The organism is Streptomyces sp. DH12 (assembly GCF_020873895.1).
Classification (GTDB): domain Bacteria; phylum Actinomycetota; class Actinomycetes; order Streptomycetales; family Streptomycetaceae; genus Streptomyces.
This window is the reverse complement of the sequence record NZ_JAHWGT010000028.1, coordinates 1-13,071: the sequence shown is the minus strand read 5'-3', so window position 1 is coordinate 13,071 and position 13,071 is coordinate 1. Positions and strand designations below refer to the sequence as shown.

Below are 13,071 nucleotides of genomic sequence, written 5' to 3'. Positions count from 1 at the left end.
CATCTACTCCTTGTGGGCTTCGTCGTGTCGCTGCGGTTCGGTGGTGCCCGCGTAGGCGGAGGACGGCGGCATGGATTCGGCGAGCCCGATGCCGCGCTGGAACGCCGCCATGAGTCCCGGGTCGTGCAGGACGGGTTCGTCGTGGCGCCGCCGGACGGGCTCGTCGCGCAACTGCGGGACGAGGTGCTCCTGGGCGCGGCGCTTGGGGAGCCGGGGACGCCCTTCGAGGTCGCGCGCGGCGTCGTCCTCCGCCGCCTGCTGCGGCGGGGACGGCGGCACCGGGGCGGCCGGGGCGGCGTGCCGGTCGTCGAGCGAGGCGCGCGGCCCGGGCGGACCGGACCGCCCCGACGGTACGGGCGGTACGGGCGGAGCCCCGGCGGAGGCGGGCGCGGTGGGCGCGGGTCCGGCGCCGGCGGGCGCGGGTCCGGTGGGGCGCCCGCGTACCGGGAGGGGGGCCGTCAGCCGGTCGGAGGCGGGCGCCGCCGCGGCGTGGCGGGGCTGGCGGGGCAGGTGGTCGGCGGCGGTGGCCGCGGCGACCGCGGGCGCAGACCCGGGCACGCCGCCCCCCGGTCCCGCCCCCGGCCCCGGCGCGGCGGCCGGCCCCCGTGCCGGTACGGCGTCGGGTACGGGCCAGGTCGGGGCGTCGGGTACGGGTCCCGACGGGGCGGACGGGCCCGGGAGGGCCTGCGGGGGCAGGGCCGCCGGCATGGGCGCCGCGCCGGACGCCGTACCGCTCTGCTGCCGGTCTTCTTGGTGGGGGTGGTCCGGGTCGGCGCCGAGGAGGCCCTGCGGGACGACGAGGACGGCTTGCACGCCGCCGTAGATGTTCGACTGGAGGCGTACCGCGATGCCGTGCCGGCGTGCCAGCGCCGAGACGACGTACAGGCCGATGCGGCCGTCCTGGAGGAGGTGGGCGACGTTGACCTGGTCGGGGTCGGCGAGGAGGGCGTTCATCTTCTCCTGCTCGGCGACCGGCATGCCGAGGCCGCGGTCCTCGACCTCGACGGCCAGCCCGGCCGTGACGTACTGCGCGCGCAGCAGCACCGTGGTGTGCGGCGCGGAGAACAGGGTGGCGTTCTCGACCAGTTCGGCGAGGAGGTGGATGACGTCGGCGACGGCGTGGCCGCGCAGGGTGCCGTCGATGGGCGGGACGAGCTTCACCCGCGGGTACTGCTCGACCTCGGCGATGGAGGAGCGCAGCACCTCGGTCATGGTGACCGGATTGGACCACTGGCGGCGGGAGATGGCGCCGCCGAGCACGGCCAGGTTCTCGGCGTGGCGGCGGATGCGGGTCGCGAGGTGGTCGACGTGGAACAGGCCCTTGAGCAGCTCGGGGTCCTCGACCTCGTTCTCCAGCTCGTCGAGGAGCTGGATCTCGCGGTGGACGAGGGACTGGAGCCGTCGGGCGAGGTTGACGAAGACCTCGACCTTCTGTTCGTTGCCGACGCTGCTGGAGAGCCGGGACGCCTGGACGACGGCCGCGACGGCGGCGTCGTGCGAGCGGCTGAGCTCGTGGGCCAGCAGGTCGAACTCGTCGCCTCCGGGACCCGGCGGCGGGGTCTGCCGCACGGCGGGCCGCTCGCCCCGGCGCAGCTGCTCGACGACCACGCGCAGCTCGTTCTGGGCGCGGGCGGTGGAGCGGCGCAGGGTGTGACAGCGGTCCAGCACGGAGCGGGCCGCGCGGTCGGCGGCGAGCGCGCCGACGGCGACGGCGGCCAGGGTCAGGGCCGCGCAACAGGCGAGCGCTGCCCAGAGCGCACCGGAGGGCCGCGCGCCGGTCCAGCGCAGGGTGAGGACGACCGCGGCGGCGCCGCCGAGCGCGGCCACGGCGGCCGGCAGGGCGGAGGCGCGCAGCAGGTGCGGGCGTATGCGGGCTTCCGGGGATGGCGTCGCGGGGTGCGGCCTGCCGGGGCCCGGCAGGTGGCGGGCGCCTGACCGGCCGTGGCGCCCGCCGCCCTCACGGCGGTCGGGCCGCGCGGCGGGTGCGCGAAGTGGAGACATCAGCGTCCTTGGTACGTGGGTCCCAGGGAATCGGCATGGTGCGGCATCAAACGGGCGTTCGGCATCGGGCGGGAGTGGACGAACCCCCCACCCGATGAGCCCACCGTTGATCACCGGACACACACGGTAGTCGCCCACCGTTCTCGGGTGGTGGGCTGTTGTCAAACTTGCCCGCCGGCCGTCCCGCTCTGGTATGAGGGGTCGCACGGGAGGGCGAAAGCCCACCGGGTGGCAGGGGCGCGCCCGGAGCCCCGCGTGCGCCGGCCCACCCGCCCGGGCTCCGGTGGACGCCTCGCGCGCCTCCCGTGGCAGGCTTGGTCCGACCGCGCCGGCACGAGGGCTTCATGGGCGCGGAGGAACGGCGGGGGCATGACGGAGCAGGACACAGTCGGGACGTACCTCGCGGGGTACGCCGCCACCCTCACGGCCGCCAGCGCCACCGGCCGGCGGCTGAGCCGCGGTGAGCGCGAGGCGCTGCGCGGGCAGGGAGAGCGGGCGGCCGAGGCGGGCGTGGGGCTGCGCGTGCTGGTGCGGGCGCACCTGGCCGCGGCGCAGGAGGTCCGCGCCGGTCTGCGCGGTGCGGCCGCCGACCACTTGCTGGCGGCGGTGGAGGAGGCGGTGGACGCCTTCGCGGAGGGGCACGAGCGGGCGCAGCGGCTCGCGATCCGGCGGGAGGAGGCCGCGCGGCGGGAGTTCATCGACGACCTGCTCCACGGCCGCAGCGACCTGGGGCACGTGGCGGAGCGGGCGGAGCGTTTCGGGCTGCTGCTGTCGCACGCCCACGCGGTCGCCGTCGCCGAGGGCCCGGAGCCGTACGACGACGGGTTCGCCGTGACCCGCCGCGTCGAGTCGTCCCTGGCGAGCCGCTTCGGGGACCGCCGGATCCTGCTCACCACGAAGGACGGCCGGCTCATCTGCATCGCGCCGGGGGACCAGGACGACGTCCTGACCTTCTTCGCCAAGCAGGCGTACGCGGCGACGGACGGGGGGCGGGTGGCCATCGGCCGCTCCCACCCGGGCGTGGGGGGCGTCGTCCACTCGTACGAGGAGGCGCTCAACGCGCTGGTCCTGGCGGAGCGCATGCATCTGGAGGGTCCGGTGCTGCGCGCCGCCGACCTGCTGGTGTACCCGGTGCTGACGCGTGACCGGCAGGCGATGGCGGACCTCGTGCGTACGGTGCTCGGCCCGCTGCGCGCGGCGCGCGGCGGCGCGGGGCCGCTGGTCGACACCCTCACGGCGTACTTCGACACCGGCTGCGTGGCCGCCGAGGCCGCCCGGCGGCTCTCCCTGAGCGTGCGGGCGATGACGTACCGGCTGGAGCGCATCCACCAGCTGACGGGGGCGGATCCCGGGGACCCCGTCCACCGCTACACGCTCCAGACGGCCGTGATCGGCGCGCGTCTGCTGGGCTGGCCGGACGAGGAGATCTGACGCGGGGCCGTCGCGGTCGCGACGGAGGCCACGGGGGCGCCGGGGCGGGCGGCGCCGGGGCGGGCGGCGCGGACCGTGCGAGCCGTACGTCCGCCGGGCAGGCGGCGGGCCCCCGGCGAACGAGTCGCCGGGGCCCGCCGCCCGAGCGCCCGGGGGGCGGACCGCGGTCGGCGGCCGGCCCCGCACGCGGCGCCCGCCGCGGCTCCCCCGTTTCCCCGTGGGCGCCGCGTCCCCCGTGGCCGCCGTGGCCCCCTGGCCCGCCGTGCTAGTCGGCGATCTCGATCCTGCCGTTGGCGGACGGGGCCGGGTCCGCGGCCGGAGCGGCGGCCGGGGCGGTCGTGCCGCGCGTGGTGATGCCCTTCAGCAGCTGGGCGAGGTCCACGCCGGTGGTGGAGCCGAGGAGTTCCAGCCCCTGGGCGACGTTGTCGGCGACCGCGCGGGGCAGCTTGCCGGCGCCGTCGGTGGAGATGACGGTCATCTTGTCGATCGCGCTGAGCGGCTCGGCGGCCTTCGCGACGACCTGCGGCAGCACCTCGACGAGCATCTGGAGCACGGCCGCGTCGCCGTACTGGGCGAAGGCGTCGGCCTTCTTCCGCATGGCCTCCGCCTCGGCGGCGCCCGTGGCGGCGATCGCGGCGGCCTGCGCCTCACCCTCGATGCGCACGGCGTCGGCGAGGGCGGCGCGGTGCGCCTTCTCGCCCTCACCGGTGAGGCGGGAGCGCTGGGCGTCCGCCTCGGCCTCCTTGACCTGGGCGATGCGCCGGGCCTCGGCCTCCTGCTCCGCCTGGTAGCGGGCGGCGTCGGCGGGCTTGCGGACCTGGGTGTCGAGCTGGCGGTCGGTCAGCGCGGCCTGCCGCTCGGCGACCTTCTCCTGCTGGCTGAGGATCTCCTGCTGCCGGTCGGCCTCGGCGAGCGGACCGGCGGCCGCGGCCTTGGCGGCGGCCTCGTCCGTCTCGGCCTTGATCTCGGCCTGCTTGAGCGCGAACGTCCGCTGGGCGATCGCGATCTCCTCCTCGGCCTTCAGCCGGGCCTGCTCGGAGGCACGGCGGGCGACCGCCTCGGCGATGTCGGCCTCCTGCTTGGCGCGGGCGGCCTCCGGCCGGCCGAGGTCCTCCAGGTAGGAGCCCTCGGTGGTGATGTCCTGGATCTGGAAGGCGTCGAGGACCAGTCCCTGGCCGGAGAGGCTGGCCTCCGCCTCCTCGGCGACCTGCCCGGCGAACGCGGCCCGGTCGCGGATGATGTCCTCCACGGACATGCGGCCGACGATGGAGCGCAGCGCGCCCGACAGCACTTCCTGGGTGAAGCCGACGATGCCGTCCTGCTGCATCAGGAACCGCTGGGCGGCGGCCCGGATGGAGTCCTCCGTGCCTCCGACCTTGACGATCGCGACGCCTTCGAGGTTGGCCTTGACGCCGCGCAGGGTCACGGCACCGCGCACGGCGACGGGGATGTGCCGCGACGACAGGTCGAGGGTGAACTTCTGCTGCACGAACGGGACGACGAAGACGCCGCCGCCGACCACGACCTTCTGCCCGCTGTTGTCGGTGAAGATCCGGCCCGTGTCGGGGTCGGTGGACTTCTTGCCCCGGCGGCCGGTGATGATGAACGCCTCGCTGGGGCCGGCGACCTTGTACCGGGTGATGACGACGAGGCCCAGCAGGACGAGGAGTACGACGACTCCCACCACTGCGGTGACGACTGGACTCATGGTGGTTTCCCCCTCACCTCCTTGCGGAGGGCGGATCGGATGGACGGGTGGGAAGGAGAGGGCCCGGGGGCGTCAGCGGTCGACGGGTCGTACGCGGACGGAGCCGGCGGACAGCGCCGCCTCCACCCACACCTCGGTGCCCCGCTGGACCGGCTCGGCCGATCTGGCGGCGAACTTCACGGGCTGGCCCGCGAGTCGCAGCAGCACCTCGCCGTAGCCGTCGGCCGGGATGGCGGTGACCACGGACCCGGCGGAGCCGACGAGGTCGTCCTCGCGGGGAGCCGCGCCGCGGTCGTCCATGAGGCTGCGGCTCAGCTTCCAGGTCAGCCAGGCGGCGCCGAAGCCGGCGAGGACCCCGACCGCCGTGGCGGCCCCGGCCCCCATGGCGGTGGCCCCGAGGACGATCGCCCCGGAGAAGCCGAGCATCGACACGAACCCGGCGACGACGGGCAGCGAGAGCCAGCCGTCGAAGAGGCCGTCCAGCGCCCCGCCGAACATTCCTTCCAACACGCCGTCCAGGGCCAGCGACGCGACGAGCAGCACGATTCCCGCGATGCCGAGACCGAGGAAAAGGCCCATGCGCGCACCTCCCTGGTTGCGGATGTTCTTGTTGTTGCCAAGTGATCGGATTGTCTCATCCGTGCAGGTGCGCGCACACTGCCGTCGCCCGGCAGTCTCGGCGCCCTTTCGGTGCCGACGCCGCACGCGGGCCGACGCCGGACCGTTCCGGGGCGAGTCGTCCACTTCGAGGAGGCGGGGCCCACGCGGCGGCACGCGGCCTGGGCCATTCGGACGGTCCTGCGGTACGAGGCGGCAGCGTCCGGTGTCGGACCACGCCGGTGCCGTCTCCGGAGGTACCCGCCACCGAAGTGCTCCCGGGATCCGAGCCCGCAGGGGGGTTCGGATCCCGGGAGCTGCGGTCATCCGGCGGTCAGGGTCGTCCACCTCTGGTTGGAGCCGCCGTGGCAGTCCCACAGTTGCAGCTGCGTGCCGTCGGCGGTGGAGGAGCCCGGGACGTCGAGGCAGCGGCCGGAGGCGGGGTTGCGGTAGCCGCCGTTGTGGGGCTGCCACACCTGGTTGGAGCCGCCGTGGCAGGCCCGGAGCTGCACCCTGGTGCCGTTGGTGGTGCCCACGCCGGCGGCGTCGAGGCACTTGCCCATGGAGCGCAGGGTGCCGTCGGTGTAGGCGGACCACAACTGGTTGGCGCCGCCGCCGCAGCTCCAGGTCTGGACGGCGGTCCCGTCGGCGGTGCCGGCGCCGTCGACGTCCAGGCACTTGCCGGCGATGCCGGACTGTACGCGTGCGGGGGCGGGGGCGGGGTTCCTCAGCCACCCGGCGCTGTCGGCGGCCCGGACGCCGCGGTGGAAGGCGTCGGCCATCTTCCGGTAGCCCGAGTCGTTGGGGTGCAGGGCGTCGGCCAGGTCGGCCGTGGTCAGGCCGCTCATGTCGACGTACGCGACGCGCTTGCCAGCGGCCTGCGCCTCGCTCACCATGCGGGGGATGGCCTGGTTGTAGGCGGCCCGGTACCGCTCCTCGGATCCGCTGGTGGACACGACCAGGGAGGCCACGAGGACGGTGGCGTCGGGGGCGGCGGCGGTGATCCGGCCGACCAGGGACTTCAGCCGGGCGGTGGCGGTGGAGACCTGGTGGGATCTGTCGAGGTCGTTGGTGCCGATGTGCAGCGTCACGACGTTGGGCCGGTAACGGGTCAGTGAGGCGTCGGTGAGGGTGGCGATCTGCTCGATGAGGTATCCGGAGTGACCTTCGTTGTCGGGGTCGGACATAGAGCCGGCCCGCCCCGTGCCCACGAAGTCAAGCGGGTGGCCGTCCGTCGCGAGCTTGTCCCACAGCTGCCCCCGGTAGCCGTTGCCCGTACTGCTTCCCACGCCCCAGGTTATCGAGTCGCCCAACGGCATGACGCGCAAAGGCGTGGGGGAGGCGGCGGAGGCAGGGGCCACCCCTGCCGCTGTCACCCCGAGCGCGGCGGCGACAAGCGTGATCAGGGGGCGAATCCAGGGCTTTCTCATGGGGTTCCCTCTCATTTGCGAGTGATTGCCGCTTCCGGCGCAGGAGGGCAGTCCCTCGCAGCTTGGCGTGCTGTCGCGGGATCGCCCTCGACCGGTCGGGAGCATCCCCGCGCGGTAGCGGGGGCGGCGCGTTACGGGAGCGTGGTCCACTTCTGGTTGTTCCGGCCGTTACAGGTCCACAGGACGACGTGGGTCCCGTTGGCGGTGGCGGCCCCGTTGACGTCGAGGCACAGCCCGGCGTTGACGTTGCGGATCGATCCGTCGGCTTGGCCGGTCCACTTCTGGTTGCTCTGGCCGTTGCAGGGCCAGATGACGACCGGCGTGCCGTTGGCGGTGCCCCGGTTGGAGGCGTCCAGGCACTTGTCGCCGTAGACGCGGATCTCGCCGCCGGCCCAGGTGGTCCACAGCTGGTTGGCGGCGGTGTGGCAGTCCCAGATCAGCGCCTGCGTCCCGGCAGCGGTGGAGGCCCGGTCCACGTCCAGGCAGCGGCCTGACCCGGTACCGCGCAGGCGGGCTGTGGTGGAGGCCAGCGGGCTGCCGCCGGTCACCCTGAACACGGCGACACCATGAGCCGGGACGCTCGCCGAGATCTGCCCGGAGGTGCTCGACGTGCCGCCGGTCCACAGGTCCGCAAGGGTGAACGACCCGCCGGAGAGGCCGACTTGGGCGGCCGAGGTGGTGACCGTCGTGGTACCGGCTCCCCGGTTGAACAGGCCCACGGCGACGGAGCCGTCGGACAGGGGCTTGGCGAACACCTCGGTGCTGCCGTCGTCGCGGACCCGGCGCCCGCCCGCGCCCAGCGGGTCCTGGTTCACCGCCACCAGGCGGGGGTTGCGCAGGATCGCGCTCACGTCGGAGGACATGGTACGGATGTCGTTGCCGGCCATGAGCGGGGCTGCCATGAGCGCCCACAGGGCGAAGTGCGAGCGGGACTCGGTCAGTGACAGGCCGGGACGGCCGACGACCAGCATGTCGGGGTCGTTCCAGTGGCCCGGACCCGACTGAGCGGCGAGCGGCGCGGTGACGTCCAGGACGTTGCCGACACCCATCGGGTAGCTGTTGGTGTTGTCGTTCTGCCAGATGTCGAGCAGGTCCTCGGTCGTCCGCCACAGGTCGGCGACCTCACCCCAGTCGTACCTGTCGCCGGTGGGGGCGTGGAAGCTGTTGGAGTTGATGCTGTAGACGATCGGCCGCCCCGTGGCGCGCAGGGCGTCGCGCATGATGGTGAAACGTTCGACCTGTTCGCCGAGGGTGCCGCTGCCGGAGCACCAGTCGTACTTGAGGTAGTCCACGCCCCATGAGGCGAAGGTTGCGGCGTCCCGGGCCTCGTGGCCCTTGCTGCCAGTGGAACCCGGGTAGGTGCCCACGCCCTGCGCGCAGGTGCGCTCGTTGGGTGCCTGGTAGATACCGAACTTCAGGCCCTTGCCGTGGATGTAGTCCCCGAGCGCCTTCATGCCGCTGGGGAACTTGGTCGGATTGGCCCGGAGGTTGCCCGCCGCGTCACGCTGCGGGTCGAACCAGCAGTCGTCGACGACGACGTACTGATAGCCCGCGTCCTTCATGCCCGAGGACACCATCGCGTCGGCGGCCTGGCGGACCTGCGCCTCGGTGATCCCGCACCCGAAGCTGTTCCAGCTGTTCCAGCCCATCGGCGGGGTGAGCGCCGGGCTGCCCGGCGCGGCCTCGGCGGGCGTGTGGGCGGAGGCGGTGACGCAGGCGGTGAGCGTCAGCGCGGCGGCCGAGAGGAGACGCAGTAATCGTCGGTGCAGGGGGACCATGAGGATTCCTTCCTGGCCCGCGACGCGGAAGCCGCTTCGCGGGCCGCATCGGGAGGGGCATGAGCCGGTGATCAGGTGGGCGCGGATCAGCGCTGCGGGGTGAGCGGGCCCGGCCGGTACGGCAGTCGCGGGTAGGGGGTGCCCCGCGGTGTGCTGGGGTCGTGGCCCTGGTGGAGGAACTGCACTTGCAGGGGTCGACGGTCATGGTCCGGTCGAGGCGGTCGGCTGTTCCGAGCGGGGCTGGTCGCTGCGCGCCAGGACGGCCGGCGGTTCGCCGGCGGTGGTTGTCGTACCAGGCGGCGCTCCCTCCCTGTGGCCGGCCGGGCAGCCTCCGCAGCCAACTCGCTGTTGCACCGGCCGAGTTGTTTGATATATCGAACGACGTTCGTTGGATCGGCCAGACATTAGGTGGGTGAGACAGGGTGCGTCAATACATCCGACCCGACTCGGGCTCGAGCGCAGGAACCTCCGTCCCGCCGTCTTCGAGACCTCGGGCCGGCTTCCGTGACGGAGGCGTTGACCCGAGCAGGAGCAGGATCCATGTTCCGGCGGCGCTTACGAGCAGCGTTCGAAATGCCGGCAGCGGAGGGAGTTCCCGTGAGACCTGCGCTTCCCCGTCGAACGGCCCTCGGCCTGATCACCGGCTCGGCCGCCGCCACCTTCACCGGCGTCTCGGCCGGTACCGCCCACGCCGCCGTGCCCGCGACAACCGGTGTCACGTACACGAACACCCTCGCCGAGCAGCGGGCCCACCCGCACCTCCACAAACACGCGGACGGCTTCCACTACTTCACCGCCACGGTCCCGGAGTACGACCGGATCGTGCTGCGTGGGGCCACCACGGTCCAGGGCCTCACGTGGGCCCCCGAGACCCCCACAGTGATCAACCAGTGGGATCTTCGCACGCGCCGGGTGCCGTTCCCAGCGGTTCCGTGACGGAGAGCCGACCCGGAGGCGGACAAGCCGTTGCTCTGCGCACGGGGCGGCTGGCCGTCACCCCCAGCGCTTCCCGGACTCGCGCCGGTCTCAGGCGAGCTCTGCCGCCGGCTGACCGACCGTCAGCCGGTGTCCTGTCGGCGGCACGAGCAGCCGGTCCGACGGGGCATGCTCAACAACCCCCAGCCGAGCCGGCAGGGCCACGGCCCTGCCCGCCTCACCCGGCCTCACCGTTCACCCCGCCGGATCGCGGCTGGGGACCTCGACAGGAGCCTCGACCGACTGAGGCCGACACCACGGCTGAGTGATCGAATGCGACACAGCCCGCCACCACGGCTCCACAGGCAGCTTCCCCGCAGCCTCGAACGGCTCACCGGGCCTGGGGAACGCCACCGCCTGGCCGGCCTCCTCGGCCTCATGCCTCGTCCACTCCGCCGGCTCCGCCCAGGCGTGCGGGGCGAGGTTGAAGGTGCCCCAGTGGATGGGGAGCAGCACCCCGGCGGGGCCGCCGCCCTGGAGGTCCAGGTGGGCGCGTACGCCCTCCGCGGGGGTCATGTGGATGTCGGGCCAGAAGTCGGAGTACGCGCCGATCTGGATCATGGTGGCGTCGAAGGGGCCGTGCGAGGCGCCGATGTCGCGGAAGCCGGGGAAGTAGCCGGTGTCGCCGCTGTGGTAGACGCGGTGCTCCGGGCCCTCGACGGCCCAGGACGCCCAGAGCGTGTGCTGCTGGTTGCGCAGTCCGCGGCCGCAGAAGTGCCGGGCGGGGGTGGCGGTCAGGCGTACGTCGCGGATCCGGGTCGACTCGTTCCAGTCCAGCTCGCGCAGACGGGTCGGGGGTACCCCCCAGCGCTCCAGGTGGGCGCCGACGCCGAGGGGGGCGGCGAAGAGGGTGTCCGCGCGGGCCAGGGCGCGGACGGTGGGCAGGTCGAGGTGGTCGTAGTGGTCGTGGGAGATCACGACCACGTCGACCGGGCCGAGCGCGGCGAGCGGGGCGGGGACGGGGTGCAGCCGCCGGGGTCCGGCGAAGGCGAAGGGGGAGCAGCGCTCGCCCCAGACCGGGTCGAACAGGACCCGCAGCCCGTCGATCTCGACGAGGACGCTGGAGTGCCCGGTCCAGGTCAGGCGCAGGCCCGTGGCCGGGGGCGCGGCGAGGTCGGTCGCGGTGTCCGGGTGGAGGGGCACCGGGCGGGCGGGGGCGCGGCGCAGGCGCTCCTCCTTGCGGAAGTAGATCCTCGCGAACTCGGTCGCCGAGCCGGACGGCCGGTGGCGCGCGGCACCGCCGGGGTTGCGGAAGGCGCCGTCGGCGAAGTTCGGCGAGCGACGGATGCGCTCCAGTCGCTCGCCGGCGGCGTCCGCGCCGAAGGCGGCCGGCCGCAGGGAGCGGAGCCGGGCGCGCAGCGGGCGGGGGGCATCGACGCCGGTCACGGCACCTCCAGGGGGCTCGGGTGCTTCCATTATGGGCCGCCCGTTCGAGGGGCACCCGGGGACGGGGAGAAGCGGACGGGAGGGTACCGCCGGCTGTCCGGGATACTGTCCGGCGCTGAGGGCGGACGACGGGGCGGGTGACGTGACGAGAGTGCGGCTGGGCGCGGCCGAACGGCGTGAGGAACTGCTGCGGGCGACCGTCGAGCAGATCGAGGGGCGGGGGCTCGCGGCGGTGCGCGTCGCGGACGTGGCGGCGGCGCTGGGCGTGAGCGGGGCGCTGGTGCTGTACCACTTCTCGACGAAGGAGCGGCTGGTCGCGGCCGCGTTCGCGTACGCGGCGGAAGGCGACCTGGCGGAGCTGCGGCGGATCCTGGGGCGGCGGGCGTCGGCGGCGCGGCGGCTGCGCGCGGCGGTGCGCTGGTACGTGCCGAGCGGGCAGGCGAAGGGGTGGCGGCTGTGGATCGAGGCGTGGGCGGCCGCCCCGCGCGAGCCCGCGTTGCGGGAGGTCGCGACGGGGCTGGACCGGCAGTGGAAGGCGGCCTTGGCGGAGGTGTTCGCCGAGGGGGCCGCGGCGGGTGAGTTCCGCTGCGCCGACCCGGGGGGCGCGGCCCGTCGCCTGACGGCGCTGCTGGACGGGCTCGCCGTGCAGATGACGGTGTACCGGGGGTCGCTGGCGCGCGGGACGATGCTGCGCTGGGCGGACGAGGCGCTCGACCGCGAGTTGGGCGTCGCGGCGACGGTGTAGCGCGGGCGGGGGGCGGCCCACGGACCGGCGGGCGCCCGTCCCGAGCACGTCCGCCGGGTCCGTGGACCGCGCCTGCGCCCGCGTACCCGCCCCGCGCCGGCCTGCCCCGTGCGGGCCCCGGCTACAGGGGCAGGAGGTCCGGGCGCTTGGCGGAGACGCGGTCGCCGGAGCTCTCGCCGCGCAGGCGGCGGCCGATCCACGGGACCAGGTACTCGCGGGCCCAGTGGATGTCGTCGCGCCGCACCTCCAGCGTGCCGCGCGGCGGGAGCGGCGGCCACGGCTGGTCGGGGTCGGCGGGGACCTCCAGGCCGAGTACCTGCGCGGCGCGCAGGGCCACGCGCGTGTGGCCCTCGGGGGACAGGTGCAGGCGGTCGTGGTCCCAGGCGCGGCGGTCCTGGACGGTCCGCAGGGACCACAGGTCGAGGACGGGGCAGCCGTACCGGTCGGCGATGGCCCGCACGTGGCCGTTGTACGTGGCGACCTTGCCGCGGAGGTGGCGCAGGACCGGCACGCCCCGCGTGTCGAAGCCGGTGGTCACCAGGACCGTGCCGATGGCGGAGGTCAGCTCGGCGACGGCCCGCTCGAAGCGCTCGGCGACGTCGTCCGGGTCGCTGCCGGGGCGGATGATGTCGTTGCCGCCGGCGCAGAAGGTCACCAGGTCGGGGGCGAGGGCCTTCGCCCGAGGGACCTGCTCCGCCACGATCTGGTCGAGGAGCCTGCCGCGCACGGCGAGGTTGGCGTACCGGAAGTGCCCTTCCTCGGGGATCCGGTCGGCCAGCAGGACGGCGAGGCGGTCGGCCCAGCCGACGAAGCGCCCGTCGGGGCCGGGGTCCCCGACACCCTCGGTGAAGCTGTCGCCGATCGCCGTGTACGACCCGATCACGTCGTTCTCCCCCATCGTCGAATCGTCTGTTACGGCACGACATCCTCCACCGCGGGGTGTGACCTACGCGACCGTAGGAGGGGTTGACGGGGCGTGATCTCCGCCACCGCGCCGCCGCCCGGCACCCTCGGGGGTGC

At 74.4% G+C, this 13,071-nt stretch carries 9 protein-coding genes and 1 pseudogene; 3 read left to right on the top strand and 7 right to left on the bottom strand.

Features of this window, described 5'->3' with window-relative positions; translation table 11 throughout:
- Positions 1 to 3: 3 nt before the first annotated feature.
- Positions 4 to 2,001 carry a sensor histidine kinase KdpD gene (locus LPA54_RS23510; protein ID WP_228981071.1) on the bottom strand — a complete coding sequence of 666 codons (1,998 nt, stop codon included), beginning with the start codon at positions 1,999 to 2,001 and terminating at the stop codon, positions 4 to 6.
- A gap of 369 nt (positions 2,002 to 2,370) precedes the next feature.
- Between LPA54_RS23510 and LPA54_RS23505 the strand changes: the two genes are divergently transcribed.
- Positions 2,371 to 3,432: a CdaR family transcriptional regulator gene (locus LPA54_RS23505; RefSeq protein ID WP_228981069.1), complete on the top strand. Its 1,062-nt coding sequence runs from the start codon at positions 2,371 to 2,373 to the stop codon at positions 3,430 to 3,432.
- Between the two features lie 265 nt (positions 3,433 to 3,697).
- On the opposite strand, the gene LPA54_RS23500 is transcribed toward LPA54_RS23505, so the two are convergent.
- The 4 genes from LPA54_RS23500 to LPA54_RS23485 form a co-directional block, all read right to left on the bottom strand.
- Positions 3,698 to 5,140 (bottom strand): flotillin family protein, encoded by a 1,443-nt coding sequence (locus LPA54_RS23500; RefSeq protein ID WP_228981067.1) that lies wholly within the window; start codon positions 5,138 to 5,140, stop codon positions 3,698 to 3,700.
- 72 nt (positions 5,141 to 5,212) lie between these two features.
- Positions 5,213 to 5,719: a hypothetical protein gene (locus LPA54_RS23495; RefSeq protein WP_228981065.1), complete on the bottom strand. Its 507-nt coding sequence runs from the start codon at positions 5,717 to 5,719 to the stop codon at positions 5,213 to 5,215.
- 341 nt (positions 5,720 to 6,060) lie between these two features.
- On the bottom strand, positions 6,061 to 7,167 hold the full coding sequence (locus tag LPA54_RS23490) for a ricin-type beta-trefoil lectin domain protein (RefSeq protein WP_267487538.1): 1,107 nt from the start codon (positions 7,165 to 7,167) through the stop codon (positions 6,061 to 6,063).
- Positions 7,168 to 7,298: 131 nt separating this feature from the next.
- Positions 7,299 to 8,945, bottom strand: a complete 1,647-nt coding sequence (locus LPA54_RS23485) for a ricin-type beta-trefoil lectin domain protein (RefSeq protein ID WP_228981061.1) — start codon at positions 8,943 to 8,945, stop codon at positions 7,299 to 7,301.
- A 633-nt stretch (positions 8,946 to 9,578) separates the two neighbouring features.
- Between LPA54_RS23485 and LPA54_RS23480 the strand changes: the two are divergent.
- A pseudogene (locus LPA54_RS23480) lies at positions 9,579 to 9,815 on the top strand (alpha-arabinofuranosidase); the annotation flags it as partial.
- A 300-nt stretch (positions 9,816 to 10,115) separates the two neighbouring features.
- Here the strand turns inward: LPA54_RS23480 and LPA54_RS23475 are convergent.
- The gene (locus LPA54_RS23475; RefSeq protein WP_228981059.1) at positions 10,116 to 11,306 is read right to left on the bottom strand and encodes an MBL fold metallo-hydrolase; all 1,191 of its coding nucleotides are present in this window, start codon (positions 11,304 to 11,306) and stop codon (positions 10,116 to 10,118) included.
- A 142-nt stretch (positions 11,307 to 11,448) separates the two neighbouring features.
- Between LPA54_RS23475 and LPA54_RS23470 the strand changes: the two genes are divergently transcribed.
- Positions 11,449 to 12,051, top strand: coding sequence for a TetR family transcriptional regulator C-terminal domain-containing protein (locus LPA54_RS23470; RefSeq protein ID WP_228981057.1), 603 nt, complete (start codon positions 11,449 to 11,451; stop codon positions 12,049 to 12,051).
- Positions 12,052 to 12,172: 121 nt separating this feature from the next.
- On the opposite strand, the gene LPA54_RS23465 is transcribed toward LPA54_RS23470, so the two are convergent.
- Positions 12,173 to 12,949 carry an SGNH/GDSL hydrolase family protein gene (locus LPA54_RS23465; RefSeq protein WP_228981055.1) on the bottom strand — a complete coding sequence of 259 codons (777 nt, stop codon included), beginning with the start codon at positions 12,947 to 12,949 and terminating at the stop codon, positions 12,173 to 12,175.
- Positions 12,950 to 13,071 lie beyond the last annotated feature (122 nt).